This window comes from Branchiibius cervicis, from assembly GCF_042661605.1.
Taxonomy (GTDB): domain Bacteria; phylum Actinomycetota; class Actinomycetes; order Actinomycetales; family Dermatophilaceae; genus Branchiibius; species Branchiibius cervicis.
In genome coordinates, this window is record NZ_JBHSWJ010000002.1 from 3,556,777 (window position 1) to 3,582,362 (window position 25,586).

At 66.8% G+C, this 25,586-nt stretch carries 25 protein-coding genes, 2 tRNA genes and 1 pseudogene; 15 read left to right on the forward strand and 13 right to left on the reverse strand.

The window, feature by feature from the left end:
• Nucleotides 1-16: 16 nt before the first annotated feature.
• On the forward strand, nucleotides 17-988 hold the full coding sequence (gene trxB, locus ACFQBT_RS18410) for a thioredoxin-disulfide reductase (protein WP_377824970.1): 972 nt from the start codon (nucleotides 17-19) through the stop codon (nucleotides 986-988).
• 172 nt (nucleotides 989-1,160) lie between these two features.
• Nucleotides 1,161-1,487, forward strand: a complete 327-nt coding sequence (gene trxA, locus ACFQBT_RS18415) for a thioredoxin (RefSeq protein WP_377824972.1) — start codon at nucleotides 1,161-1,163, stop codon at nucleotides 1,485-1,487.
• 68 nt (nucleotides 1,488-1,555) lie between these two features.
• On the opposite strand, the gene ACFQBT_RS18420 is transcribed toward trxA, so the two are convergent.
• The 9 genes from ACFQBT_RS18420 to rpmH form a co-directional block, all read right to left on the reverse strand.
• Nucleotides 1,556-2,590: a ParB/RepB/Spo0J family partition protein gene (locus ACFQBT_RS18420; RefSeq protein ID WP_377824974.1), complete on the reverse strand. Its 1,035-nt coding sequence runs from the start codon at nucleotides 2,588-2,590 to the stop codon at nucleotides 1,556-1,558.
• 99 nt (nucleotides 2,591-2,689) lie between these two features.
• Entirely contained in the window at nucleotides 2,690-3,487 is a 798-nt protein-coding gene (locus tag ACFQBT_RS18425) for a ParA family protein (protein WP_377824976.1), read from the reverse strand.
• Between the two features lie 822 nt (nucleotides 3,488-4,309).
• The gene (gene rsmG, locus ACFQBT_RS18430) at nucleotides 4,310-5,005 is read right to left on the reverse strand and encodes a 16S rRNA (guanine(527)-N(7))-methyltransferase RsmG (RefSeq protein ID WP_377824978.1); all 696 of its coding nucleotides are present in this window, start codon (nucleotides 5,003-5,005) and stop codon (nucleotides 4,310-4,312) included.
• Between the two features lie 84 nt (nucleotides 5,006-5,089).
• Nucleotides 5,090-5,689 (reverse strand): Jag family protein, encoded by a 600-nt coding sequence (locus tag ACFQBT_RS18435; RefSeq protein ID WP_377824979.1) that lies wholly within the window; start codon nucleotides 5,687-5,689, stop codon nucleotides 5,090-5,092.
• A 48-nt stretch (nucleotides 5,690-5,737) separates the two neighbouring features.
• Nucleotides 5,738-6,463 (reverse strand): membrane protein insertase YidC, encoded by a 726-nt coding sequence (gene yidC / locus ACFQBT_RS18440; RefSeq protein WP_377824980.1) that lies wholly within the window; start codon nucleotides 6,461-6,463, stop codon nucleotides 5,738-5,740.
• Nucleotides 6,460-6,744, reverse strand: a complete 285-nt coding sequence (locus ACFQBT_RS18445) for a YidC/Oxa1 family membrane protein insertase (protein WP_377824981.1) — start codon at nucleotides 6,742-6,744, stop codon at nucleotides 6,460-6,462. The genes yidC and ACFQBT_RS18445 overlap by 4 nt, the downstream gene beginning before the upstream one ends.
• A gap of 62 nt (nucleotides 6,745-6,806) precedes the next feature.
• Nucleotides 6,807-7,148, reverse strand: coding sequence for a membrane protein insertion efficiency factor YidD (gene yidD, locus ACFQBT_RS18450; RefSeq protein ID WP_377824983.1), 342 nt, complete (start codon nucleotides 7,146-7,148; stop codon nucleotides 6,807-6,809).
• The gene (gene rnpA / locus ACFQBT_RS18455; protein WP_377824984.1) at nucleotides 7,145-7,540 is read right to left on the reverse strand and encodes a ribonuclease P protein component; all 396 of its coding nucleotides are present in this window, start codon (nucleotides 7,538-7,540) and stop codon (nucleotides 7,145-7,147) included. The genes yidD and rnpA overlap by 4 nt, the downstream gene beginning before the upstream one ends.
• A gap of 12 nt (nucleotides 7,541-7,552) precedes the next feature.
• Nucleotides 7,553-7,690 (reverse strand): 50S ribosomal protein L34, encoded by a 138-nt coding sequence (gene rpmH, locus ACFQBT_RS18460; protein ID WP_109687320.1) that lies wholly within the window; start codon nucleotides 7,688-7,690, stop codon nucleotides 7,553-7,555.
• Nucleotides 7,691-8,249: 559 nt separating this feature from the next.
• On the opposite strand from rpmH, the gene dnaA reads away from it, so the two are divergent.
• The 9 genes from dnaA (at nucleotide 8,250) to ACFQBT_RS18505 (ending at nucleotide 20,562) form a co-directional block, all read left to right on the forward strand.
• Nucleotides 8,250-9,743, forward strand: coding sequence for a chromosomal replication initiator protein DnaA (gene dnaA / locus ACFQBT_RS18465; RefSeq protein WP_377825555.1), 1,494 nt, complete (start codon nucleotides 8,250-8,252; stop codon nucleotides 9,741-9,743).
• A 527-nt stretch (nucleotides 9,744-10,270) separates the two neighbouring features.
• Nucleotides 10,271-11,401 carry a DNA polymerase III subunit beta gene (gene dnaN, locus ACFQBT_RS18470; RefSeq protein ID WP_377824986.1) on the forward strand — a complete coding sequence of 377 codons (1,131 nt, stop codon included), beginning with the start codon at nucleotides 10,271-10,273 and terminating at the stop codon, nucleotides 11,399-11,401.
• Between the two features lie 36 nt (nucleotides 11,402-11,437).
• Complete coding sequence (gene gnd, locus ACFQBT_RS18475; protein WP_377824988.1) at nucleotides 11,438-12,349, forward strand: phosphogluconate dehydrogenase (NAD(+)-dependent, decarboxylating); 912 nt, start codon at nucleotides 11,438-11,440, stop codon at nucleotides 12,347-12,349.
• A gap of 28 nt (nucleotides 12,350-12,377) precedes the next feature.
• Nucleotides 12,378-13,541: a DNA replication/repair protein RecF gene (recF, locus tag ACFQBT_RS18480; RefSeq protein WP_377824991.1), complete on the forward strand. Its 1,164-nt coding sequence runs from the start codon at nucleotides 12,378-12,380 to the stop codon at nucleotides 13,539-13,541.
• The gene (locus ACFQBT_RS18485) at nucleotides 13,538-14,059 is read left to right on the forward strand and encodes a DciA family protein (protein ID WP_377824992.1); all 522 of its coding nucleotides are present in this window, start codon (nucleotides 13,538-13,540) and stop codon (nucleotides 14,057-14,059) included. The genes recF and ACFQBT_RS18485 overlap by 4 nt, the downstream gene beginning before the upstream one ends.
• A 76-nt stretch (nucleotides 14,060-14,135) precedes the next feature.
• A complete protein-coding gene (locus tag ACFQBT_RS18490) occupies nucleotides 14,136-15,050 on the forward strand; it encodes a hypothetical protein (protein WP_377824994.1) in 915 nt (304 codons plus the stop codon).
• Between the two features lie 149 nt (nucleotides 15,051-15,199).
• Nucleotides 15,200-17,323, forward strand: coding sequence for a DNA topoisomerase (ATP-hydrolyzing) subunit B (gyrB, locus tag ACFQBT_RS18495; RefSeq protein WP_377824995.1), 2,124 nt, complete (start codon nucleotides 15,200-15,202; stop codon nucleotides 17,321-17,323).
• A 9-nt stretch (nucleotides 17,324-17,332) separates the two neighbouring features.
• Complete coding sequence (gene gyrA, locus ACFQBT_RS18500; RefSeq protein ID WP_377824997.1) at nucleotides 17,333-19,969, forward strand: DNA gyrase subunit A; 2,637 nt, start codon at nucleotides 17,333-17,335, stop codon at nucleotides 19,967-19,969.
• Between the two features lie 242 nt (nucleotides 19,970-20,211).
• A complete protein-coding gene (locus tag ACFQBT_RS18505) occupies nucleotides 20,212-20,562 on the forward strand; it encodes a DUF3566 domain-containing protein (RefSeq protein ID WP_377825557.1) in 351 nt (116 codons plus the stop codon).
• A 126-nt stretch (nucleotides 20,563-20,688) separates the two neighbouring features.
• Here the strand turns inward: ACFQBT_RS18505 and ACFQBT_RS18510 are convergent, their stop codons facing one another.
• Nucleotides 20,689-20,976 carry a DUF952 domain-containing protein gene (locus ACFQBT_RS18510; protein ID WP_377824999.1) on the reverse strand — a complete coding sequence of 96 codons (288 nt, stop codon included), beginning with the start codon at nucleotides 20,974-20,976 and terminating at the stop codon, nucleotides 20,689-20,691.
• 195 nt (nucleotides 20,977-21,171) lie between these two features.
• Here ACFQBT_RS18510 and ACFQBT_RS18515 point away from each other — a divergent pair.
• The 3 genes from ACFQBT_RS18515 (at nucleotide 21,172) to ACFQBT_RS18525 (ending at nucleotide 21,546) form a co-directional block, all read left to right on the forward strand.
• Nucleotides 21,172-21,245: transfer RNA gene (locus ACFQBT_RS18515), tRNA-Ile, on the forward strand.
• Between the two features lie 43 nt (nucleotides 21,246-21,288).
• Nucleotides 21,289-21,414, forward strand: coding sequence for a DLW-39 family protein (locus tag ACFQBT_RS18520; protein ID WP_211310263.1), 126 nt, complete (start codon nucleotides 21,289-21,291; stop codon nucleotides 21,412-21,414).
• Between the two features lie 59 nt (nucleotides 21,415-21,473).
• Nucleotides 21,474-21,546, forward strand: a tRNA-Ala gene (locus tag ACFQBT_RS18525).
• A gap of 228 nt (nucleotides 21,547-21,774) precedes the next feature.
• Here ACFQBT_RS18525 and ACFQBT_RS18530 read toward each other — a convergent pair.
• From ACFQBT_RS18530 to ACFQBT_RS18540, 3 genes and pseudogenes are all read right to left on the reverse strand, one after another.
• Nucleotides 21,775-23,421 carry a GMC family oxidoreductase gene (locus ACFQBT_RS18530; protein ID WP_377825001.1) on the reverse strand — a complete coding sequence of 549 codons (1,647 nt, stop codon included), beginning with the start codon at nucleotides 23,419-23,421 and terminating at the stop codon, nucleotides 21,775-21,777.
• A gap of 117 nt (nucleotides 23,422-23,538) precedes the next feature.
• On the reverse strand, nucleotides 23,539-23,970 hold the full coding sequence (locus tag ACFQBT_RS18535) for a TetR family transcriptional regulator C-terminal domain-containing protein (RefSeq protein WP_377825003.1): 432 nt from the start codon (nucleotides 23,968-23,970) through the stop codon (nucleotides 23,539-23,541).
• 9 nt (nucleotides 23,971-23,979) lie between these two features.
• Nucleotides 23,980-24,069 (reverse strand): annotated as a pseudogene (locus ACFQBT_RS18540) (TetR family transcriptional regulator); the annotation flags it as partial.
• Between the two features lie 522 nt (nucleotides 24,070-24,591).
• Between ACFQBT_RS18540 and ACFQBT_RS18545 the strand changes: the two are divergent.
• The gene (locus ACFQBT_RS18545; RefSeq protein WP_377825005.1) at nucleotides 24,592-25,563 is read left to right on the forward strand and encodes an alpha/beta hydrolase; all 972 of its coding nucleotides are present in this window, start codon (nucleotides 24,592-24,594) and stop codon (nucleotides 25,561-25,563) included.
• Nucleotides 25,564-25,586: the final 23 nt, after the last annotated feature.

A 25,586-nucleotide genomic window follows, 5' to 3' on the forward strand; every position in this document is an offset into this window, starting at 1 on the left:
AGCAGTGGAGAGACAAGTGACGCAGCAGGTGCACGACCTGATCATCGTCGGTTCCGGACCCGCCGGTTACACGGCGGCGGTCTACGCAGCCCGGGCCAATCTGGCCCCGGTCGTCTTCGAAGGTTCGGTCACGGCCGGTGGGGCGCTGATGAACACCACCGACGTCGAGAATTTCCCGGGTTTCCCGGACGGCATCATGGGACCCGATCTGATGGAGAACATGCGGTCCCAGGCGGAGCGCTTCGGTGCCACCCTGATCCGCGATGACGTCGAGAGCCTCGACCTGACCGGTCCCATCAAGGAGGTCACCGACTCCGAGGGAACGCTCTACCGGGCCCGCGCCGTGATTCTCGCGATGGGTTCGGCTTATCGGGAGCTGGGGCTGACCGAGGAGAAGCGGCTGTCCGGTCACGGTGTTTCTTGGTGCGCCACCTGCGACGGTGCCTTCTTCCGCGACCAGGACATCGCCGTGGTCGGCGGTGGGGACTCAGCCGTCGAAGAGGCCACCTTCCTGTCCCGGTTCGCACGAAGCGTCACGATGGTGCACCGCCGCGATCAGTTGCGGGCCTCCAAGATCATGGCCGAGCGGGCGCGCAACAACCCGAAGATCTCCTTTGCCTGGAACAGCGAGGTTGCCCAGTTGCACGGCGAACCGAAATTGAGCGGTGTGACGCTGCGCGATGTGCAATCGGGTCAGACCCGCGAGTTGGGCGTGACCGGCCTGTTCGTGGCCATCGGGCACGTGCCGCGCAGTGAGCTGGTCATCGGTCAGGTGGACACCGACGAGTCCGGGTATGTGCTGGTGGACGGCCGCACCACGGCGACCAATCTGCCCGGGGTCTTCGCCTGCGGCGACCTGGTCGACCACACCTACCGCCAGGCCATCACCGCTGCGGGCAGCGGCTGTGCCGCCAGCCTCGACGCAGAACGGTTCTTGGCCGGCATTCCGGCCGACGAAGACCTACCAGATGCAATCGTCATTTCGTGAATTTCCTTCTGGCATAAGCAGATTCGATGACAATGTGATGACAACGACGTCAGTATCAACGCCCAGCACCGGGCATGGCGGGGAATCCCAGCGCATGACCGGTTGTTGTTGCGATCACCAGCACAATTCCACTCCGATCGACCCCGACACCCTGTCCCTGAAAGGAACTCCCATGGCTGCGACCAAGGAGACCACCGACGCCACCTTCGACACCGACGTCCTCAAGGCCGAAAAGCCGGTGCTCGTCGACTTCTGGGCACCCTGGTGCGGCCCGTGCAAGGCAGTTGCTCCGATCCTGGAGGAAATCGCCGAGGCCAACGCGGAGAAGATCGACGTGGTCAAGCTGAACACCGACCTCAACCCGCAGGTGTCGGCCAAGTACGGCATCACCGGGATCCCCACGCTGAACGTCTACGTCGGCGGGGAAGTCGTCAAGTCCATCGTCGGTGCGCTGCCCAAGCCGAAGCTGCTGAAGGAACTGCAGCCCTTCCTGGGCTGAGCATCCGCTCCACGTCGAGGAGGGTTGCACCGGATAGCCGGTGCAACCCTCCTTCTGTGCGTGCGGGCTCAGTCGCCGGGGCCGGTGACCCCGAGCTGCGCCAGAATCCGCCGCAAATCGTCGCCGCCGGCGAATTCGATCGTCATCCGGCCCCGTTTGCGCCCGAGGTTGACCGTGACGCGGGTGTCGAGGCGGTCGCCCAGAGCGTCGGCCAGTTCCGACAGTTCCGGATCCGTCGGCGTCGGCTGGGAAACCCGCGATGCCGGGGCTTGGTCGCCGCCCATTGCGACGACTTCCTCGGTGCCGCGCACGGACAGACCTTCGGCCACCACCCGTTGAGCGAGCCGTTCCATGGCAGCGGCATCTGACAGACCGAGAAGGGCACGGGCGTGACCGGCGCTGAGAACCCCGGCTGCGACGCGTCGCTGCACTAGTGGTGGCAGCTTCATCAATCGGATGGTGTTGGAAACCTGCGGCCGCGATCGGCCGATGCGCGCTGCGAGCTCTTCCTGCGTGCAGCCGAAGTCCTGCAACAGTTGCTGGTAGGCGGCAGCTTCCTCCAGAGGGTTCAGTTGCGCCCGGTGTAGGTTCTCCAGCAACGCATCGCGCAACATGAACTCATCGGCGGTCTCGCGGACTATCGCAGGGATGGTGGTGCGGCCGGCTTCGCGGCTTGCCCGCCACCGACGTTCCCCCATGACCAACTCGTAGGCGGGGCCACCGGTTTCCGCGGTCTGCTCAGGTAGTGCGCGTACCACGATCGGCTGCAGGATGCCGATCTCGCGGATGCTGTGCACCAGCTCAGCCAGGTCGTCCTCATCGAAGACCGTCCGTGGTTGATCCCGGTTGGGCCGGATACTGTCCAGCGGCAGTTCGGCGAAACTGGCTCCGGGCACGGGTCGCAGATCAGCGACCGTGTCGGTGCTGGCGTCTTCGCTCGCCTCGGGTCGGTCGTCGGAGGCGATGTTTCCCGTGAAACGTTCCGGCGCCGCCGCGACGTCGGTGACATCTCCGTAGAAGACGTCCGTGGGGCGAGCTCCCGCCGGTCCGGTGGGGATGAGGGCACCGAGTCCGCGGCCAAGGCCGCGTCGCTTATCGTTCACGCGCTCAATCTATCGGTGGGTCCAGCGGGTCCGGTGACACGGGCCGTCCGGGACCACCAGGCAGATCGCGCTCCAGCCCTGCCTCGCAGCCGACCCTCCCTACGAACCAGCGCTCGCCGAGGCCGGGGCAGACCGCAACGCCAGTTCCTTCGCGGCCTCCAGGTAGGACAACGCTCCGCTCGACGACGGGTCGTAGGTGAGCACCGTCTGCCCATAGCTGGGCGCTTCGGAGATCCGCACCGAGCGCGGGATCTGCGTCCGCAGCACGTTGTCCGGGAAGTGCTCCCGGACCTCGTCGGCGACATTCGACGACAGGTTGGTGCGTCCGTCGTACATGGTCAGCAGGATGGTTGACACTTCCAGACGAGGATTCAGATGCCGGCGGATCATCCCGATGTTGTTGAGCAACTGGCTGAGGCCCTCGAGTGCGTAGTACTCGCACTGGATCGGGATGAACACCTCGGCCGCGGCCACGAAGGCATTCACCGTCAGCAGTCCCAGACTCGGCGGACAGTCGATCAGCACGTAGTCGAAGCGGGTCGTGTCGCTCATCGACGCCAGGTGTTCGTCGACGGCGCGCTTCAGACGGGATTCGCGGGCCACCAACGACACGAGTTCGATCTCCGCACCGGCCAGGTCGATAGTGGCAGGTGCACACCACAGGCCAGGAATGTCCGGGCACTCCTGCAAGACTTCGCCGAGCGGGCGGTCGTCGGTGATCACGTCGTAAATGCTGGGTACCTCGGCGTGGTGCGGGATACCCAACGCGGTACTGGCGTTGCCCTGGGGATCGATGTCGATCACCAGGACGTTCAGGCCGGACTGGGCGAGGGCCGCAGCGACATTGACGGTCGTCGTGGTTTTGCCGACGCCGCCCTTCTGGTTGGCGATCGTCATCACCCGGGGGCAGGCGGACGGGGAACCTCAGTTCGCTTCACCGCGGCCCGGCGACGTTGTTCATCGGCAATCTGCGCCGCGAGCGGGGTATCTGCCGGATCCCTGTCTCCCTGCTCCACCGCGGGCTCGACTGCGGTCGCTGCTGATGGCGGACCGGCGGGTGGCGGCTGCTGAGCCGGTTCGCGATGCCACTCAGTCACTGTTTCACGTGAAACACGGTCTACCGCAGGTTGCGAACGTGCGGGCTCATCCGACGCTTGGCCGTGACCGCTGCGAGCCGGCTCAGTCGCCTCATTCCCGGCCGGCTCGGCGTCCTCCTCGTCCGAGGCCGGGTCGTCGTGCCCGCCCGATCCGCCCGGACCTGCTCCCGTACGAAAGGCCGTCGTCCTGTCGTCCGACCTCTCCTGGGATGGAACCGCTACTGTGCTCTGGGCGGCGCGAGCAGGCACGTCGCTGCCGGCAGACCGTGAGCTTGTCGGCGCAGCATGGTTGCCGGAGTCCGACTTCGGTCCCGGGCGGACGCCGATCGCGTTATCGCGATCCAGGATCCGGTCGACCTTCGATCGCGGCCGGGGCTCGGCGCCTGCCAACCCACCGGGACGGTCCGACCCACCACATCACCGCTGACACCTACGGAGGTCTGCCGGGTCTGCGTTACTGTCCCGACTCGGCGCACGCCGCCGATCGATGGGGCGATCCACCCGATCGGCGTACCCCGGTCAACGCTGCGTGGTCCTCGTCCTGGCATTCCTCGATCTTTCCATTACTGGGTCGATACCCCAAGCGTCGCGGTCCCGGTCGGGTCGAGCCCAGGACGCCCGCTCAGCCGGACCGGCGGCGATTCTTCGACTTCTGCTTCTTCCGGCCCGCACCGGTCTTGGGCGCACGACCCGGCGTGGTACTTCCGAACACCAACTCGACCGCGGTCGTCGGCGGATCGACGACCCCGATCCCGCATTGTGCGATCCGGGCATCGACGACACCCAGTGCGACCAGTTCCTCGCGGGTCTCGTCGAGCTCCTCCTGAGCGGTCGCACCCTTGATCGCCACCACCCGGCCGCCCGCCCGGACCAACGGGGCACACCAGCCGGTCAATCGATCCAACCGGGCCACCGCGCGCGATGTGACGACGTCGGCGCGCAGGTCGTGCACGTCCTCGGCCCGATCCCGGCGTACGGTCACGTTGGTCAGGGCCAGATCCTCGATCACCATCGAGAGCCAGTTACTGCGCCGCAGCAACGGTTCGACCAGGGTCACGTGAAGATCGGGGCGGCTGATACCCAGCACCATTCCGGGCAGCCCGGCACCCGAGCCGACATCGATCACGTCCGCTGCGGGCTCGATCACTTCACCGAGCACGGCACAGTTGAGGACATGGCGGGTCCACAGCGATTCCCGCTCCCGGGGTCCGATCAAGCCGTGGCTGATGGCGCTGGTGGCCAGGTGCTCGACGTACCGGCTCATCAGACCGAACTGAGAACCCAGGTACTCGCGTGCCGACTCCGGCGCCACCGGCACCTCGGTTTCGTCAGCGGCGGTACCAGTCCTACGGCTGTCGTTATCCTCGGCCGGTTCCACGTGAAACGCGCCTTGGGCGGCAGGTCAGCCGGGAAGAACGACGACGCGACGGTTGGGCTCGGCACCCTCGGACTCGGAACCCAGGCCTTCCTTCAGCACCGCGTCGTGCACAACCTTGCGTTCGAACGCGCTCATCGGCTCCAGACGCTGCGGCTGACCGGAGCTGCGCACCTGCTCACAGGCCTCGTGGGCCAGCGTCTCCAACTGAGTACGGCGCGTCGAACGGTGACCCGCAATATCGAGCATCAGCCGGGAGCGGTCACCGGTCTCCGCCTGAACGGCCAGCCGGGTCAGCTCCTGCAGCGCTTCGAGCACCTTGCCTCGCGGACCGACCAAGCTGCGCGGGGCACGGCCGTCGTCGCTGTCGACGATCGAGACTGCCGCCCGGTCGCCGTCCACGTCGACTTCGATATCGCCGTCCAGGTCCGCGATGTCCAGCAGGGTCTCCAGATAGTCGGCCGCGATCTCGCCGTCGCGCTCGAGGCGCGCGGCCTTACCCCCGGAAGCAGGGGCGTCCGCGGACTCCGAATCGTCGGTCTCGGCTGCGACGACCGTGACGGTCTCTTCGCTGACGTCCTCCACGGCGGGAGCATCCGTCGAGGAGGTGGTGTTGATGTCGGTCATGCGGCTCCGATCACAGGATGAGTTGAACGATGTGGGGGCGTCAGGGCCCTAGCGTTTCCGCTTCTTGTTGTTCTTCTTGGGTTGCACGCGTTGACCACCGGTTTTACCCGCGGCACTACCGTCCGCGGTCGCCAGACCGGGCGTGCCCGGGGTCGGGGCCACCGACTCGCTCTCGGCGATCGTCGCAGCGGACACTCCCGGGATCGTCACCTTCGCAATGGACTGACCCTTGGCGGCGCGACGGGCTTCCAGCGCCTTCTCCGCGGCCGATCCGGGTGCCGGCATCCTGCGGATCACGTAGAACTGCTGACCCATCGTCCACAGGTTGGTGGTGACCCAGTACAGCAGCACACCGATCGGGAAGTTCACGCCGGAGATCGCGAAGAAGACCGGCATGATGTACATGATCATCTTCTGCTGCTTGGCCATCGGGTTGTCCAGGGCAGCGGCCGGCATGTTCTTGCGCATCAGCTGCTGCTGGGTGGTGAACACCGTGGCCGACATGATGACGATGAGGACGACCGCAACGATCTTGGTCGCCATATCGGTCGAGCCGAGGAAGGTCGAGGACAGGCGGGCGCCGAAAATCGTGGAGGATTCCGCCTGGGCGGCCAGCTGTTGGGTCAGCGGCCCGATCGGCTTCATCGCCCCCGATCCGATCTGGCCCAGGTGGTTCAGCACCCGGAACAGCGCGAAGAAGAACGGCGCCTGCAACAGGATCGGCAAACAGGAACTGAACGGGTTGGTGCCTTCCCGTTTGTACAGCTCCATCATTTCCTGGGTCTGCTTCTGGCGGGACTCAGGATCTTTTTGCCCTTGTACTTCGCCTGGATCTTCTGCATCTCCGGCTGGATCAGCTGCAGGCGACGGGAGGACTTGATCTGCTTGACGAACAGCGGGATCAGCAAGATCCGCAGCACCACGACCAGGCCGACGATGGACAGCGCCCAGGTCCAGCCAGACTCAGCATTGAGCCCGATCGTCGAGAAGATCTTGTGGAACCCCACCATCACGAAGGCGACGAACCATTCGAGTGGGTAGAGGATCGTATCCATGCTGTCCTTAACTGCTGCAGGGCGGGCGGTCGCGAGACCGGCGGTGACGAGTTCGGGTGGAGCTACCTGGTTGACGGTACGACGGGTGGCTCCGGTTGGTGAGTTCTCCGGGCACGACCGGTGACCGGGTCCGACTCGCGATCGCGCTCACTGTGCGGAACGTGGTCGACGCCCCCTGGGTTCCAGGGGTTGCACCGCAGCAGCCGGCGGATGGTCAGCCAGCTCCCGCGGATCAAGCCGAAACGGCGCAGGGAGGTCGCGGCGTACGTCGAGCAGCTGGGATAGAACCGGCAGCTGGGCGGCGTCATCGGACTGATCAGGTGCTGGTAGCACCAGATCAGGGCCAGCAGCGGCGCCGTGGTTACCCGTCGGAGCACACGACGAACCCGCGGCAAGAAGCTCATCGCGACACCGGCGGCGCCGAGGCGACAGGGGACGTGGCGCAGACCCGGTCCATCAGGGTCTCGAGTTCGGCCCGCAGCCGGCGGGAGCCCGCCGGCGAGACGCTCTGGCTCGCCGGCGGAAGGGCGCGCACGACGATGTCCTGCCCGTCACCGATCGCGGTGAGCCGGGCTGCGACGGCGTGCCGCAGGATGCGCTTGACCCGGTTGCGGGTGACCGCGTCGCCAACAGCCTTGGACACGACAAAACCGACCCGGGTCGGGCCCGGGTCGGTCACGCTGTGCGAGCGCATCTGCACCACCACCATGGAACCGCTGGCTCGGCGCGTTCCACCGCGTCGAGTCGCCGCCCGGAACTGATCCGGGGTGCGTAACCGGTGGCGGCGCGCCAACATGAGCGCAGCAGCTCAGGCAGAGATGCTCGCGCGGCCCTTGCTGCGGCGGGCGGACAGAATCGCCCGGCCGGCACGGGTCTGCATGCGGTGCCGGAAACCGTGCTTGCGGGCACGGCGGCGGTTGTTCGGCTGGAAAGTACGCTTGCTCACGTCAATAACTCCGTCGGTGGCGGGCCGGGTGGCCCATGGGTGTCACTGCAAACCGCGGACTACCGCGGAAGTTCTCGGCCGACTGCATCCGGATGGGCGGCGCCGACAGAACCGACGCACGCAAGGACGCAACAGGCCTCATCAACTTTACGTGGGCGGCTAGGACGGGTCAAACCAGCCGGACCGCGGCCAGCGGGCGTCCACCCGCACGGAACGACGCGGATTCGCTCGGTGATCCGCGGTCTCACCCAGAACCCGCCAATACAGCGCAGGTTAGTGCCGGCGGCCGGTAGCGACACGCCGATGAAGCAAGATTTGTCCTGGCTCCCGGTTGCCGCAGGCGTGACGCGGTTGTTACGGTCGGTTCTTCCAGTCACCGCCTCCCCCGCCCCAAGTTCGTTGTCCACAGCTGTGCACACTGTTGTGGATAACTTTTGTCGCGCCGTGGTCCGCGGTGGCACGCTCAGGACAACGAGACGCGTCGGACGGTCTGCGCAGAGGGGGCACGGTGGCTTTGGAGGATTCCGAACCAGATCTGGCGCACATCTGGCACACCGTGATGCTCGACCTGGCTGACTCCGGAATTCCTGCGAAGGAACGCGGTTTCCTGCAGATCGCTCGTCTGGTCGGCGTCCTCGGTGACACCGCGCTGATCGCCGTTCCGTTCGACAACACCAAGACCGCCGTCGAATCCACCCTGGCCGAACCCGTCCGTAGTTCCCTGAGCCGGGCCGTCGGGCGCGACCTGACCATCGCAGTGACCGTGGACCAATCGCTGCGCGGCACCGAGAACGGTGCCGACACCGCCGAGGACCTGGCCGAAGCCCAGGCCATCGCCGAGGACGAAGGCCCCACGCTGACCCTGGTCAACAGCTACACCGAGGACCCCGCGGTCCAAACTGACCCGGCCGCGTTCGACCCGGCTCCGCCGCAAGGCGCGGCCCAACCGATCAGCCAGCGCCCCAGCACCTCCGGCCACGGACCGGCCACGGTCAACGAGCGCGACGACACCCGGCTCAACCCGAAGTACACCTTCGACACGTTCGTGATCGGAGCGGGAAACCGGTTCGCTTGTGCCGCCGCCCAGGCCGTCGCCGAGACCCCGGCGCGGTCCTACAACCCACTGTTCATCTACGGGGATTCCGGTCTGGGCAAGACTCACCTGCTGCACGCCATCGGCCACTACGTGCGCTCCTACTACCCGCAGTCACGCGTGCGCTACGTGAACTCCGAGGAGTTCACCAACGACTTCATCAACTCGATCCGTGACGACAAGGCCAGCAGCTTCCAGAAGCGCTATCGCGACAACGTCGATGTACTCCTGATCGACGACGTGCAGTTCCTGCAGGGCAAGGAGAGCACGCAGGAGGAGTTCTTCCACACGTTCAATGCGCTGCACAACAGCGAGAAGCAGATCGTGCTGACCAGCGACCAGCCGCCCAAGCAACTCAACGGCCTGGAAGAACGCATGCGCTCCCGCTTCGAATGGGGCCTGACCACCGACGTCAAACCGCCGGACCTGGAGACGCGGATCGCGATCCTGCGCAAGAAGGCGATCACCGACCGCATCGAGATCTCCGATGACGTCCTGAGCCTGATCGCCGACAAGGTGCCCAGCAACATCCGCGAACTCGAGGGAGCACTGATCCGGGTCGCGGCCTACGGCTCGGTCACCCAGAGTCAGGTCGATCCGGCTCTGGCGGCGCACGTGCTGAAAGATCTGGTGCCCAGCGCCAGTGCCGGCCAGGTGACTGCCCCGCTGATCATGCGCGAGACGGCCCGCTACTTCGGCGTGACGATCGACGAACTGTGCGACGCCTCGCGCTCCCGGACTCTCGTCAACGCTCGACAGGTCGCGATGTACCTGTGCCGGGAGCTGACCGACCTGTCATTGCCGAAGATCGGGCAGTACTTCGGCGGCCGCGACCACACCACTGTGATGCACGCCGATCGCAAGATCCGCCAGCTGCTTCCCGAGCGACATTCGCTCTACGACCAGATCAGCGAACTGACCCAGATCGTGCGTCGAGCGGCGACTTCGGGCAACACCTGACACCTCCCGGGCTGATTTCTTACCAGTACGTGACGTACCGCTATCCCCCGATTGTGGATAAACGTGTGGAAAAGACGCCCTTTTCGTTATCCACAGATCTGTGCACAACGGTGCGGAAAACAGTGGATAACCCGCCGGTTCACCCACCGGAACCTTGGGACGATGCGTGGATGACCCACCCCCGAGCGATCCGCCCGGGGAAATCCACCACCGCTATCCCGACGTTATCCACAAGAACGAGCGCCCTATGACCTGCACCGTTGGCAGTTATCCCCGATTTCCCCAACCGCTATGACAACGACGAGAACTCTCTACTCATCGGTTACCGGAACCCCAACGACCGGCAGGACTGTGGACAGCCCACGAGAACAACACGTTCTACCGATACCCACCGGACCCACCTTGCTGTTGTTGCACTCATACCGCCGGGCTAGGGTCAGGGGCGGGACGCCCGCATCCACGATCCGGGCGGGCGCACACTTGGCATTCAGCAGGGCACTTTCTCAAGAGCAAGGACGGTTTCGTCGGTGAAGCTGCAAGTCGAACGCGACGTTTTGGCAGATGCGGTCACCTGGGCCGTGCGCGGTTTGGCCGCCCGCCCTCCGGTCCCCGTCCTGGCGGGAGTTCTGCTCGAAGCCGGTGACGACGGGCTCACGCTCAGCGCCTTCGACTACGAGGTCTCCGCAAAGGTCACCGTCGCCGCCCATGTGGACGAGCCCGGAACGGCGCTGGTGCACGGTCGCTTGCTGTCCGACATCGCGCGCTCGCTGCCCGACAAGCCGGTGCTGCTGACCTCCGATGGCACCAAGGTCCAATTGGTCTGCGGTTCCAGCCGGTTCGCGCTGCACGAGATGCCCACCGCCGACTACCCGACCCTTCCGACCGCTCCCGAAGGCAGCGGGTCGATCGACGGTACGGCGTTCACCCAGGCGGTCGCCCAGGTCTCGATCGCTGCCGACCGCGGCGACACGCTGCCGATCCTCACCGGTGTGCGCGTCGAGGTCGAGGGCGACAAGGTCACCCTGCTGGCCACCGACCGGTATCGGTTGGCCCAGCGCGAACTCACCTGGAACCCCACCAGTCCGGACGCGGCGTACGTCGCGCTGATCCCGGCACGCACCCTGTCCGACACCGCCAAGGCGCTCGGCGCCGGCGGAAGTGTCGATGTGGCCTTCGGTTCGGCGGCCGGCGGTGACGGACTGGTCGGCTTCGAAGCCGGTCAGCGTCGCACGACCAGCCGGGTGCTTGACGGCGAATACCCCAAAGTCGCCTCGATCTTCCCGACCACGGTCGACTCCGTGGCCGTCGTGCAGACCGGTTCGCTGATCGAATCGGTCAAGCGCGTTGCCCTGGTCGCCGAGCGCAACACGCCGGTGCGGTTGCGGTTCAGCGACGGCGTGCTGGCGATCGAGGCGGGACAGGGCGAGGAAGCCCAGGCCAGCGAAGCCCTCGAGGCGACCCTGACCGGGCCGGAGATCGAAACCGCGTTCAACCCGCAGTTCCTGCTCGACGGTCTGCAGGTCCTCGGCACGTCCTACGCCCGATTGTCCTTCACCCAACCAGGGCGCCCTGCGGTTCTGTCGGGGCAGAATGAAGCCGACGGCGAATCCGACGACAGCTATCGCTACGTATTGATGCCGGTCCGGTTCGCCAGTTGACGCGGCACCACCACCTCTGGAAAACCTAGGAGCGCAATGCAGATCGGACTCATCGGCCTGGGCAAAATGGGCGGATTCATGCGCGACCGCATCGTGGCTGCGGGGCACGAGGTCGTCGGTTACGACACCAACCCCGACGTCAGTGACGTCGCCACGGTCGAGGACCTGGTCAAGGCCCTCACCCCGCCGCGGGTGGTCTGGTTGATGGTGCCCGCGGGGCGCATCACCCAGAGCCTGGTCGATCAGCTCGGCGGCCTGCTGGACAAGGGTGACCTGGTCGTCGACGGCGGCAACAGCAAATTCACCGACGACGCGGTGCACGCCCAACAACTGGGCGAAAAGGGCATCGAGTTCGTCGACTGCGGTGTCTCCGGCGGCGTCTGGGGCAAGACCGAGGGTTACGGCCTGATGGCCGGCGGCACCGACGAGAACATCGAGCGGGTCATGCCGATCTTCGATGCGTTGCGCCCCGAAGGTCCGCGCGATGAAGGCTTCGTGCACGCCGGCGAGGTAGGGGCCGGGCACTACGTGAAGATGGTCCACAACGGCATCGAGTACGGCATGATGCAGGCCTACGCCGAGGGCTACGAGCTGCTCGAGGCCAAGGAGATCGTCAAGGACGTCCCCGCCGCGTTCAAGGCCTGGACCCGCGGCACTGTCGTGCGCTCCTGGTTGCAGGAACTCATGGCCGACGCGCTGGCCAAGGATGCGAAGCTGGACGGTATCGAGGGTTTCGTCAACGACTCCGGCGAGGGCCGGTGGACCGTGCAGGAAGCCGTCGAATACGGCGTGCCGATGCCGGTCATCTCCACCTCGCTCTTCCAGCGGTTCTTCTCCCGGCAGGGCACCGCCTCCCCGGCGATGAAGGCCGTTGCGGCGTTGCGCAACGAATTCGGTGGCCACCAGGTGACGAAGAAGGGCGAAAAGCCCGTCGTCACTGACCACTGACCCGGTGCGCGTGGTGCGCTGAGCGCTGATGTACGTCGCCCACCTGGTGCTGACGGACTTCCGCTCCTACGACCACGTCGATCTGCCCCTGGCCGCAGGGCCGAGCCTGTTCGTGGGGCCCAACGGCCAGGGCAAGACCAACCTCGTCGAAGCCATCGGGTACGTCGCGTCGCTGGGTTCGCATCGGGTGGCCAGTGACGGGCCCCTGATCCGGGCCGGCTGCGAGCAGGCGATCATCTCCACCGCGGTGGTCCGCGACGGGCGCACCCAACAGGTCGAACTCGAGATCAATCCGGGCCGGGCCAACCGGGCCCGGCTCAATGCGCATCCGACGCGGCCGCGGGAAACCCTCGGCACGTTGCGGACGGTTCTCTTCGCGCCGGAGGATCTCGCGCTGGTCAAGGGCGACCCGGAGCAGCGGCGGCGGTTCCTTGACGAACTGCTGGTGGCGCGGCAACCGCGCTGGTCAGCGGCCCGCAGCGATTACGACAAGATCCTCAAGCAGCGCAATGCCCTGCTGAAGTCGGCACGGACCGCACCGGACCGGACTGCGGTGCTGGCGTCCCTGCCGGCGTGGAACGAACATCTGGCAACCGCCGGTGCGCACCTGTTGTACGCGCGGTTGCGGCTGCTGCGCGATCTGGCCCCGCACGTGGCCCGGGCCTACGAGCAAGTGAGCGCGGGTGCGGGTGATGCGCACGCGACGTACCGCAGCAGTCTGGACGCAGCGATGGCGGAGTCGATCGCGAACGGCGAGGTGCCCACGGTCGGGGACCTCACGCAGGCCACGCACGAGAGGTTCGCGCAACTGGCGCAGGCCGAAGCCGACCGGGGGCTGACGCTGGTCGGCCCGCACCGCGACGACGTCGAACTCGAACTGGGCGAGCTGCCGGCCAAGGGCTACGCCAGTCACGGCGAGTCGTGGTCGTTCGCGCTGGCCCTGCGGCTGGCGGCCTACCACCTGTTGCGCCATGACCTGGGCACGGATCCGGTGCTGGTGCTGGACGACGTCTTCGCCGAGTTGGACACCGGCCGCCGCGAGCGCCTGGCCGCGCTGATCGAGGATTGTGAGCAGGTTCTGGTCACCGCGGCCGTCCCGGCCGATATCCCCCAAGGACTCATCGGCCCGCGGTTCGAGGTGACCCGGGCTGCCGTCAGCGCGATCACCGTGCCGCAGGAGAGCGCCTCGTGAATAGCGAAAACGACTCTGCCAGTGAGGAACTCGACCCACTGGAGGCGGCCCGTGAGGCGCTGAACCAGGTACGTCGTGCCGCCCGCGACCGGGGTCTGCGACCGGGCGTGCGTCCCCGGCAATCGGGCACCCAGCCCGGCGTGGCACCGCGTCGCGATTCGTTGGAACCCCAACCGCTCGGCGTCGGCATCGAGAAGCTGATCGAGGAGCGGGCCTGGCAGGTCGACGTACAGGCCGGGGCGGTGTTCAGCCGCTGGGCCGACATCGTGGGAGCGGAGGTGGCCAGCCACTGCCTGCCGACCACCTTCGAGGACTCGGTGCTGACGGTGCGCGCGGAGTCGACCGCATGGGCCACCCAGTTGCGGCTGCTCAGCTCCACGCTGCTGGCGGCGATCGAGCGCCAGGTGGGTCCCGAAGTGGTCCGGGAACTGCGGATCGTCGGCCCCGGAGCACCGTCGTGGAAGCACGGTTATCGCGGAATCACCGGTGGTCGGGGGCCCCGGGACACCTACGGTTGACCGACCCGACACCCACGGCGACCCAGCCGATGTCGCTACCCTGGACCGTTCGCCGTACCGAGGAGTGTCCCTACCCGTGAGCCCGAACGAACCGAACGACCCGGACCAGACCCGGCCGATTCCCAGCGACTCCGACCCCACCAGGCCGGTGCGACTGCCCGGTCAGGGCGGTCCCGCTGCGGCCGGTCCCGGACCTGCCGACCACTCGGAGGACCCGACGGTCGGTGTCCCGCCCGGGGTGGCGCCGCACGACCTGCCGGTGCAGAAACCGAAGATCTACGTCGACCCGGCCTACGGGCAGGGAGGGGACCACCAACCGACCCAGGCGTTCCCGGCGCAGCAGAACCCGTCGCAATACGCGGCACCGCAGTACGAGAGCGCGCCCTACGGCGGCCGGGACCCCTACGAGCAGGCGGCCTACGAACAGGGCCGGTACGAGGCGGGTCCGGAGGATCCGGTCCGGTCGATCTGGTGGCCCATCGCGGTGATCATGGCCTCGTTGGCGATCGTCGGCGCGGTGGGCGGTTACCTGTGGGCCAGCCGGGACAACGCCAGCACCCCGGCCGCCACCAACTCGGTGCTACCGACGGCGACCCCGACCAGTCCGACCCCGACGCAGCCCTCCCCCACCTCCACCGAGAGCAGCACCTCAGCGCAGTCCTCGACGACCAGTTCCACATCGTCGTCCTCGACGTCGTCGTCGACCTCCTCGTCGTCGACGCAGTCGAGTACGAGCACCGCTGCCGGCACGTTCCCCGCCGGCGCGAAGGTCTGCGCGCCGACCGTAGGCGGCAACGCGCGTGCCTCGTGCGGTTTCGCGACCAACGTGGCAGCAGCCGCAGCCGGCCCGATCGGTCAGGGACAGACGCAGTTCCAGGTCACAGCGCACTCGCCGGCGACCGGCCGGGACTACACGTTGAACTGTGTCCGCACCGATCTGGTGACCTGTTCGACCGACACCGGAGCAGAGGTTTACGTCCTGGTGTCGTGATTCGTCCGCAGAGCCCGGGAGGCCCCCGCGCATGTAGCGGGGATCATTCGGCGCTTGGTTCGGCGGTCTGGCTGGGGATTGAGCGGGTCTGAGAGCCGGTTGCGATCCGATGCACGGTAGACTGGAAGGCGAACAGCGCACTCATCTCGATGAGGGCGCTGCCCGTTCGTCAGACGGGCGATCCGTGGAACAGGAGCAACCAGCTAGTGGCCGACGCGACCAACCCCCAGCCCGACGAACCGCAGGAGCTTCGCAGTCCCGACACTTCGACCGATGCGGTGTACGACGCCAGTGCGATCCAGGTCCTGGAAGGTCTGGAGGCGGTCCGTAAACGACCGGGTATGTACATCGGCTCCACCGGACCGCGCGGCCTGCACCACCTGATCTGGGAGATCGTGGACAACGCCGTCGACGAACGGCTTGCCGGGTTCGCGACCACCATCGACGTGACGCTGCTGGCCGACGGCGGCGTGCGGGTGATCGACGACGGCCGCGGTATCCCCACCGGCATCCACCCGACCGAGGGCGTGTCCACGGTCGAGGTCGTCCTGACCCAGTTGCACGCCGGCGGCAAGTTCGGCGGTGGCGGGTACAAGGTGTCCGGCGGGCTGCACGGCGTGGGCTCCTCGGTGGTCAACGCCCTGTCCAGCCGGATGACCGCCGAGGTGCGGCAGCTGGGCAAACGCTTCTTCATCGAGTTCGAGCACGGTGTGCCCAAGGCACCGCTGACGGTGATCGGCGATCTGGACCCGCAGGACAAGACGGGTACCACGATCACCTGGTGGGCCGACCCCAACATCTTCGAGTCGGTGGACTACGACTTCGAGACCATCCGGGCGCGCTTCCAGCAGACCGCCTTCCTGAACAAGGGTCTGACGATCACGCTGACCGACGAGCGTGAGCAGGAGGTCGACGAAGCGGCCGAGGAGGAGGCTGCCGCTGAGGGCACCACCGTCGAGGAGGCCTCTCCCACGACGGTCACCTACCGCTACGACGACGGTCTGCTCGACTACGTGAAGTACCTCAACTCCTCCAAGCGCAACGAGCCGGTGCACGACAGTGTCATCGCGTTCGAGGCCGAGGACACCGACCGGCTGCTGTCGGTCGAGGTCGCGATGCAGTGGACCACGGCGTATTCCGAGTCCGTGCACACCTACGCCAACACGGTCAACACGCACGAGGGCGGCACCCACGAGGAGGGCTTCCGGGCGGCGATGACCTCGCTGATCAACAAATTCGCCCGGGACAACAAGCTGCTCAAGGAGAAGGACGACAACCTCACCGGTGACGACATCCGGGAGGGGTTGACCGCGGTCATCTCCGTGAAGCTGGGCGAACCGCAGTTCGAAGGTCAGACCAAGACGAAACTCGGAAACTCAGAGGTCAAGGGTTTCGTACAGGGCGCCGTACGTGACAACCTCGAACACTGGTTGGCCAGCAACCCCCGCGACGGACGCGCGATCGTCTCCAAGGCGGTCTCGGCGGCGTCAGCGCGGATGGCGGCGCGCAAGGCGCGCGAGACGGCGCGCCGCAAGGGGCTGCTGGAGGGCGGCGGCTTGCCGGGCAAGTTGCGTGACTGCCAGTCCAAGGACCCGACGATCAGTGAGGTCTTCATCGTCGAGGGTGACTCGGCGGGCGGTTCGGCCACGCAGGGTCGCAACCCGTTCAACCAGGCGATCCTGCCGATCCGCGGCAAGATCCTGAACGTCGAGAAGGCGCGGATGGACAAGGTCCTGGCCAACAACGAGGTCCAGGCGCTGATCTCCGGCTTCGGCACCGGCATCGGTGAGGACTTCGACATCGACAAGGCGCGCTATCACAAGATCGTGTTGATGGCCGACGCCGATGTCGACGGCATGCACATCCGCACCTTGCTGCTGACGCTGCTCTTCCGCTTCATGCGGCCGCTGATCGAGCACGGTTACGTCTACCTGGCACAGCCGCCGCTGTACCGGATCAAGTGGTCCAACCACGATCACGAGTTCGCCTTCTCCGACAAGGAGCGCGACGGACTGGTCGAGCTCGGGCAGAGCAAGGGCTGGCGGTTGCCGAAGGACTCCCCGATCCAGCGGTACAAGGGTCTGGGCGAGATGAACTACGAGGAGTTGTGGGAGACCACGATGGACCCCAACACCCGCACGCTGCTGCAGGTGACCATGGACGACGCGGCCGCTGCGGACGAGATCTTCGCGGTGCTGATGGGTGAGGACGTCGAGTCACGGCGTGGGTTCATCCAGCGCAACGCCAAAGACGTCCGTTTTCTCGATATCTAAAGGGACTTGATGACTGACGACACCACCGGCGGACCGGACGACCCGACTCCGCCGGAGCACTCGGGGATCGACGAGATCGACCTCAACACGGAGATGCAGCGCAGCTACATCGACTACGCGATGGCGGTCATCGTCTCGCGAGCGCTGCCGGACGTGCGCGACGGCCTCAAGCCGGTGCACCGGCGCATCGTCTACGCGATGTACGACGGTGGGTACCGCCCCGACCGCGGCTACAACAAGTGCTCGCGCGTGGTCGGCGAGGTCATGGGTCAGTACCACCCGCACGGTGACACCGCGATCTACGACGCGATGGTCCGGCTGGTGCAGCCGTGGTCGATGCGCTACCCGCTGATCGACGGCCAGGGCAACTTCGGCTCCCCCGGTAACGACGGTGCGGCCGCGCCGCGGTACACCGAGTGCCGGATGGCGCCGCTGGCCATGGAGCTCGTGCGCGACATCCACGAGAACACCGTGGACTTCGAGCCGAACTACGACGGCAAGACGTTGCAGCCGACCGTGCTGCCGGCCCGCTTCCCGAACCTGCTGGTCAACGGTTCCTCGGGTATCGCGGTCGGAATGGCCACCCAGATCCCGCCGCACAACCTGCGCGAGGTGGCCGACGCGGCGCAGTGGCTCCTGGAGCACCCGGAGGCCACGCGCGAGGAGCTGCTGGACGCCGTACTCGAACGCATCCCCGGACCGGACTTCCCCACGGGCGCCCTGATCATGGGTCGCAAGGGGATCGAGGAGGCCTACCGGACCGGGCGTGGCTCGATCGTGATGCGCGCGGTCGTCAACGTCGAGGAGATCCAGGGCCGGCAGTGCCTGGTGGTCACCGAGCTGCCCTACCAGGTCAACCCGGACACGCTGGCGGAGAAGATCGCCGGGCTGGTGCGCGACGGCAAGGTCGCCGGTATCGCCGACCTGCGCGACGAGACCTCCGGGCGGACCGGCCAGCGCCTGGTGATCGTGCTCAAGCGTGACGCCGTGGCCAAGGTCGTGCTGAACAACCTCTACAAGCACACCGGTCTGCAGCAGAACTTCGGCGCCAACATGCTGGCGCTGGTCGACGGGGTGCCGCGCACGCTGCCGGTGTCGGCGTTCATCCGCTACTGGGTCGAGCACCAGATCGACGTCATCGTGCGACGCACCCAGTTCCGCCTCGACAAGGCCGAGCAGGACATCCACATCCTGCGCGGTTACCTCAAGGCACTGGACATGCTGGACGAGGTCATCGCGCTGATCCGGCGCTCGCCGTCGGCCGACGAAGCCCGGGTCGGGTTGATGGAGCTGCTGGACGTCGACGACATCCAGGCGCGCGCGATCCTGGACCTGCAGCTGCGGCGCCTGGCGGCGTTGGAGCGGCAGCGGATCCTCGAGCAGCACGACGAGTTGCAGCGGCTGATCGACGATTACAAGGACATCCTGTCCAAGCCGGAGCGGCAGCGCAGCATCGTCAGCGAGGAGCTGGCGGAGATCGTCGCACGGTACGGCGATGACCGGCGCAGCCAGATCGTGCCCTACGACGGCGACATGTCGATGGAGGACCTGATCCCCGAGGAGGACGTGGTCGTCACGATCACCCGCGGGGGCTACGCCAAGCGGACCAAGGTGTCGGAGTACCGCGCACAACGCCGTGGTGGCAAGGGTGTTCGCGGTGCGTCGCTGCGCGGTGACGATGTGGTGTCGCACTTCTTCATCACCTCCACCCACCAGTGGCTGCTGTTCTTCACCAACGGAGGCCGGGTCTACCGGGCCAAGGCGTATGAGTTGCCGGAGGCGGCGCGCGACGCGAAGGGCCAGCACGTCGCCAACCTGCTGGCGTTCCAGCCGGGCGAAGAGATCGCCCAGGTGATGGCGCTGAAGGACTACGACGCGGCGCCCTACCTGCTGCTGGCTACCCGCAATGGTCTGGTCAAGAAGACCCGCCTGGCCGAGTACGACTCGCCGCGTTCGGGCGGCCTGATCGCGGTGAATCTGCGCGACGGCGACGAGCTGGTCGGCGCGGGGCTCGCCGGGCCCGCGGACGACGTACTCCTGGTCTCCCGCAAGGGCCAGTCGGTGCGCTTCCACGCCACGGACGAGGCGCTGCGGCCGATGGGTCGCTCGACCTCGGGGGTGACGGGGATGAAGTTCCGCGACGGGGACGAGTTGCTGGCGATGAGTGTGATCACCGAGGGCACCGACCCGGATGTGTTCGTCGTCTTCGAGAACGGTCTGGCCAAACGTACGGCGGCCTCGGACTACCCGACCAAGGGCCGGGCCACGCTCGGGGTCAAGGTCGCCAACTTCTCCGAGCGCGGCGGCGACCTGGTCGGTGCGCTGACGGTCGATGAGGGCGATGAGGTCCTCGTGGTGATGGAGAAGGGCAAGATCGTGCGCTCCCGGGTCGCCGAGGTACGCCGGACCGGGCGTTCGACGCAGGGCGTCCAGTTCGCGACACCGGACCGGGGTGACGCGATCGTGGCAGTGGCTCGCAACGTGGAGGCTGACCCGGTGGAAGATTCGGCTCCCGTTGAGGGTGCGGAGGATTCGGCTTCGGAGGCTTCCGTTGAGGGTGCGGAGGATTCGGCGGTGGATGCCGTACCGTCGGATGAGGCGTCATCCGCCGAGACCGACACCGACGAATCCGGAGACGAAGAGTGAGCCAGTCCGACGGCCCCAACGCCGGGGCGACCGCTGCCCGGTTGCCCGGTGGCGCGCAGCGATCTGCTGCCCCGCAAGGTGGTTCGCGTCCCGCTGGCGCACAGACCCGGTCCGGGTCGGCGGCGGCCGCGCGGGGACGTCAGCCTGCTTCTCGCTCGGCTCAGCCCGCGTCTCGCTCCGGCCGGCCGGCCGCGGTGAAGGGCGGCGCGCCTGTTCGTCCGGTACGGGCGACACCGCGCCGGGTGCGGCTGTCGGTATCACGGGTCGACCCGTGGTCGGTCATGAAGATCTCGTTCCTGCTGTCGGTGGCGTTCGCTATCGCCAGCGTGGTCGCGGTCGCGCTGCTGTGGATCGTCCTGGCCGGAATGGGTGTCTTCTCGGACCTGAACGAGTTGCTGCGCTCGCTGGACAAGCAGGGTTCGACGTTCGACCTGATGGACTACATCGGCTTCGGCAAGGTCGTGTCGCTGTCGGTCGTGATCGGCTTCATCGACATCATCCTGATCACCGCGTTCGCGACGTTGGCTGCGTTCCTCTACAACATCTGCGCGTCGCTGGTCGGCGGGTTGCGGCTGACGCTCTCGGACGACTGAGTTCCTAGCGCCCTGCGTGGCTTGGGGGCGCTTTGGAAGCCTTTGCACCGGTTTGAGGGGCGCCGTGGAAGCCCTTGCACCTTCCCCTTGAAATTCTCGGGGCAACTGCTTCCAAACCTGCCGGGGTTAGTGCTCGTAGGGCGCTGCCTCGACGATGTCCTCGAGGGTGAGCGCGGCGTAGACGTGTGGGAAGTCGTTCTCCCACTTCAGGTGCGCGGCTAGTTCATCGGCGTCGAGGGTGGCGAGGACCAGGTCGTCCTCACCTTCGAAGAAGCGGTCGACGGTGCCAGGCACCTGCTCGCGGGTGGAGCAGTGCACGAAGCCGTCCTGCTGGTCGAGTTCGCTGCCGGCGAAGGTGCCTTCGACCTGCCACTGCTCCCACTCGGCGGGCTTGAGGATCTTGTAAATGAGCACGGTGTCGATCCTGTCACCCGGCCGCTCCTGTTCGCGCGCCTTATCGACGTTTGCGCGGGCCACAACCCGTGCAAATGTCGACAACCCGCGCAGACGCTGAGGCGCTCCTGCTTCGCCGGCGCCGCGATTTGGGTGGGGCACTGCGGCTGGGGTAATCTCGTCCGGGCTCCCGGAGTGTCGGAAGCCCAGGATTACGGGCCTATAGCTCAGTCGGTTAGAGCGCTTCCCTGATAAGGAAGAGGTCAGAGGTTCAAGTCCTCTTAGGCCCACGTTGTGCACGATCGTCGCCTCGCCCGCCGCTAGGAGATTCTGATGAAGAAGCTCGTCGTTCTCGCCGGTGTGGCAGCGGCTGCTCTGGCGGTCGTGAAGCGGCAGCAGGCGGCAGCGGCCAAGCCGGGCGTCTGGATCCAGGCCTCCGACCAGCCTCCCGCTCGCTGATCATTCTTCTGCGCCGGTGGGCGCGCCTGCTTTGCACGCAACAGTCCACAACTAAACAAGGGGCCGTAGCTCACCTGGTAGAGCGCCGCTTTTGCAAGGCGGAGGTAAGGGGTTCGAGTCCCCTCGGCTCCACAAGATCGCAGGTCGAAGGCCCTTACCCGGCTCGGGAGGGGCCTCTGACATTGTGGGACGACTCAAGTTCAACCGGACTTCATTGGTAGCGATTTGGTCGACACCAGTCGTGATGCGTGTTGCCTCGGGTGCGCCGAGAACCCCCGAGAAATCACCGCTGGCGCCGTGATCGCGCCTGAGCCCCACCGCCCGTCGCTCGACGGTTCCGTGGGGCTCAGGCCGCAGCGATCAGGCGCTGGCCCCGTCCCAAGCGTCGGGCTGAGGCGCCAATGGGGTGCGGCCGAGGATCAGGTCGGCGGCCTTCTCGGCGATCATGATCGTCGGCGCGTTGGTGTTGCCGCTGACGACCGTGGGCATGACCGACGCATCGACCACGCGCAGCCCGGGAACGCCGTACACCCGCAGCTCACCGTCCACGACCGCGTCGGGATCGGTAGCCGGACCCATCTTGGCGGTGCCGGCCGGATGCATGCCGGTGCTGGTGGCCGAGCGCAGAAACGCGTCCAGTTCCTCGTCGCTTTGGACCTGCGACCCAGGGACGTCCTCCTGCGCGATGAGCGAGGCGACGGGCTCGGTGGCGAACAACTCGCGGATCTTGCGCGAGATCGCGCGCATGGCGCGCAGATCGTCCTCGTTGTCCAGCACATTGAAGCGGATGTTCGGCAGGTCTTCGGCATGCGCCGACTTCAAGGTCACCTGGCCCCGGCTCTTCGGGCGCAGGTAGAGACCACCGCCGGAGAACACATGGCCGGCGCCCTTGACCACTCCGGGCAGCCACGGTTTCGCGGCCAATGACGCATGCACGATCTGCATCTGCATGTCGGAGTACTCGACGTCGTCGTCGGTCTTGATGAAGCCCTGGATCGTCATCGGGCTGCTCGCCAGCGGTCCGGAGTGCGTGAACACCCACTGCACCGCGGCGACCGCAAGCCGGTCCAATCGTGTCTGGTTCTCGAACGTCACGGGCTGTGATGCGCGGAAGAAGTGGTAGATCATCGGGTGGTCCTGCAGGTTCTGTCCGACACCGGGCAGGTCGACCTGCACGGGGATGCCACGTTCGCGCAGGTGCTCGGCCGGGCCGATCCCCGAGAGCATCAGCAGGTGCGGGGTGCGGAAGGCACCCGCCGACACGATCGTCTCGGTGGCGTTGACCGTCGTGTCCTTGCCGTCCTTGGTGTACTCGACGCCGACAGCCTTGCCGTCCTCGAGCACGATCCGCTTGACCTGGGCGTGCGTGACGACGTCGACGTTCGGCCGCTTGCGGGCGGGGCGCAGGAAGGCCCGGTCGGTGCTGTTGCGCACGCCCTTGTAGGCAGTGAACTCGGGCAGACCGAATCCCTCGACGTCCGCGGTGTTGAAGTCGTCCTCGTGCTTATAGCCCATGCGTTCGGCAGCCTCGAGGAATCGGGGATAGAGGAACGGCTCCTCGTCGATGGGCGTGACGTTCAAGGGCCCGCCGTGGCCGTGGTAGACCGTGTCGGAGCGCTCGCTGTTCTCGGCGCGCTTGAAGTACGGCAGCACATCGGCGTATCCCCACCCGGGAAGTCCGGTGTCGCGCCACGCGTCGTAGTCACGCGCGTTGCCGCGGGTGTACATCATGCCGTTGATTGATGACGTGCCGCCGAGCACCTTGCCGGTGGGCTCCCACAGCGACCGGCCCTCCAGTCCCGGCTCAGGCTCGGTCATGTTGGGCCACAGCACCTTGGTGGACTTCTGCAGCTCGGTCCAGCCGAGGGGCAGGTCGATCAGCAGTCGGCGTGACGAGCCGCCGGCCTCCAGGACCAGTACCCGCTTCGTTCCGTCCTCGCTCAGACGGTAGGCCAAGGTCGACCCGGCCGAACCGGCACCGACGATGATGTAGTCGTAACTGTTCACGTGAGACTCCTCCACGCATGGCGGCTTCGTGACGAGGTCCAGCGGCGCTGGGCCCGGTGGGTCGCGAAGGCACGGCACTTTGTCGTACGTAAACGATAACCGACCAGGTGGTAGCTTTTAATCCCGTGGTCGCCACTCGGGCAGTGGGACCAGGAGCAGCGCCTGGATCATGGTGGCCAGCGCACCGGCCATGTCGATCGTGCTGGGGGCGTAGAGCCACTGGAGCGGCACCCCCTCGACCAACGCGACGATGCCTGCGGCGGCGTCCGCGATATCAACGTCCGCGCGCAGCTCACCCGCGGCCTCAGCCCGGCGCAGTGCGTCTGCGACGACCAGCCGCATCCGCTCCAGCCGGTCGGTCACGTAGGCGTGCGCGGGATGATCGGGGTCGACGGCCTCGGCGCCCAACGTCGTGGTCAGGTCAACGACGCCTCGCGCGTTGGCGTTCTGCTCGGCCAAGGCCACCAGTCCGGACAGGATCTGCGGACCCGACCGATCCTCGGGCACGTAGAAGTCGGACGCCTCGGTGCGATCCCACCGTTCGAGCACGGCGACGAGCAGCGCTTCCTTGGACGGGAAGTAGCGCAGCAGGCTGGAATGGGCGATACCGCAGGCCGCCGCGATCTCCCGCAGCGAGGCCCCCGAAATCCGGACGTTGCGAAGTGGTCGGTGGCGACCCGAAGGATCTCCTGTTCCCGGGCCAGACCCTTCCGGTGTCGCCGCGGCGTGTGTTCAGCATCGGTCACCAAGCCAGCATCCCAGCCGGTCGGAGCCGTGTTCGAGGCACTCGGCCGACACGCACAGAACGGATGCGGCGAACGCTATGCGCGGGATACTGCGCGAAGGATCGCCTCGGTGGGGGTGCTTCCCCACAGTCCCCTTCGACAGGTCAACGAGGTGGGAGCGGAAGAGAATAGGATCAGTCAACGGGAGAAACTAGAGCCAACTCGGCACCATTGTGGCGTGGTAATCCCCCTGGTCTGGAGTGTGCGCCCAGATGGGTCCCGGTCGATCTCGAAAATCCTCCTGACCAGGGAGGACTTGCGGTAACCCGCTGCTTTGCAAGCAGGGGGTTACGGGTTCGAGTCCCGTTGGCTCCACCACGGCCAGGTCTGCCGGAAGAGACAGCCAATGTCGCCCCAGCCCCGCCTCAGGGGTTATACCTGAGTGATGGAGCCAGCGACGTCTCAGCCCACCGTCCAGGACCGCATCGACCCCGAGTCCAAGGTGCCCCTGGATCAGTTGTTGCAGGCGATGCCCGGCGGCTTCAACGCCATCAGCGACATCGTCCAGCGCCGCGCCGCCCTCAAGGCAGCGCTCGCCACGATGGAGGCCCCCGAGAACGAGAACGTCACCCGAGAGGACCGCGCTGTGCCGGGTCCGCCCGGTGAGCCAGACATTTCCGTGCGCATCTACCGGCCCAAAGGTGTCGAGGGCGTGCTGCCCGGCGTCTACTTCATCCACGGCGGCGGCATGATCCTGGGCGACGTGGACGGCGAGGACGCCGTCGCGTCGATGATTTGCGAGCAGGTCCGCGCGGTGGTGGTGTCGGTCGAATACCGCCTCGCACCGGAGAACCCGCACCCGGCGCAGGTCGAGGATTGCTACGCCGGTCTGACGTGGACGGCAAACAACGCGACCGAGTTGGGGATCGACCCCGCGCGCTTGGCCCTCTTCGGCGGCAGTGCGGGCGGTGGCCTGGTCATCGCCACCGCGCTCATGGCCCGCGACCGCGGTGGCCCGGCGCTGTGCTTCCAGATGCCGATCTACCCGATGATCGACGATCGCAACGTGACCCCGTCGAGTCAGGAGATCACCGACGTCGGCATCTGGGACAGGGCCGGCAACATCGAGGCGTGGGCCTGGTACCTCGGGGACGCCCAGGCTGACACGTACGCCGCGCCCAGCCGGGCCGAGGACCTCACCGGACTCCCGCCCACGTTCATCGATGTCGGCACGTGCGACCTCTTCCGTGATGAGGACATCGCCTTCGCGAACCGGCTGATGCAGGCCGGAGTGCCCACGGAGCTGCACGTCTACCCGGGTGCCTACCACGCCTCGGAGGTCTTTGCGCCGGAAGCCGCGTTGTCGCAGCGCATCGTGGCCACCCGCGTGGCGGCGCTCCGGCGCGCCCTTGCCTGAGGCGTCACGGCTCCGTTAGCGCG

Coding starts and splice junctions, on each gene's coding strand:
- ACFQBT_RS18545 (WP_377825005.1), top strand. CDS start 24,592: ATGGAGCCAGCGACGTCTCAGCCCACCGTCCAGGACCGCATCGACCCC.
- gnd (WP_377824988.1), top strand. CDS start 11,438: ATGCAGATCGGACTCATCGGCCTGGGCAAAATGGGCGGATTCATGCGC.
- rnpA (WP_377824984.1), bottom strand. CDS start 7,540: ATGTTGGCGCGCCGCCACCGGTTACGCACCCCGGATCAGTTCCGGGCG.
- recF (WP_377824991.1), top strand. CDS start 12,378: ATGTACGTCGCCCACCTGGTGCTGACGGACTTCCGCTCCTACGACCAC.
- ACFQBT_RS18435 (WP_377824979.1), bottom strand. CDS start 5,689: ATGACCGACATCAACACCACCTCCTCGACGGATGCTCCCGCCGTGGAG.
- ACFQBT_RS18425 (WP_377824976.1), bottom strand. CDS start 3,487: ATGACGATCGCCAACCAGAAGGGCGGCGTCGGCAAAACCACGACGACC.
- dnaA (WP_377825555.1), top strand. CDS start 8,250: ATGCTCGACCTGGCTGACTCCGGAATTCCTGCGAAGGAACGCGGTTTC.
- ACFQBT_RS18520 (WP_211310263.1), top strand. CDS start 21,289: ATGAAGAAGCTCGTCGTTCTCGCCGGTGTGGCAGCGGCTGCTCTGGCG.
- ACFQBT_RS18445 (WP_377824981.1), bottom strand. CDS start 6,744: ATGGATACGATCCTCTACCCACTCGAATGGTTCGTCGCCTTCGTGATG.
- trxA (WP_377824972.1), top strand. CDS start 1,161: ATGGCTGCGACCAAGGAGACCACCGACGCCACCTTCGACACCGACGTC.
- gyrB (WP_377824995.1), top strand. CDS start 15,200: ATGAGGGCGCTGCCCGTTCGTCAGACGGGCGATCCGTGGAACAGGAGC.
- yidC (WP_377824980.1), bottom strand. CDS start 6,463: ATGATGGAGCTGTACAAACGGGAAGGCACCAACCCGTTCAGTTCCTGT.
- gyrA (WP_377824997.1), top strand. CDS start 17,333: ATGACTGACGACACCACCGGCGGACCGGACGACCCGACTCCGCCGGAG.
- yidD (WP_377824983.1), bottom strand. CDS start 7,148: ATGAGCTTCTTGCCGCGGGTTCGTCGTGTGCTCCGACGGGTAACCACG.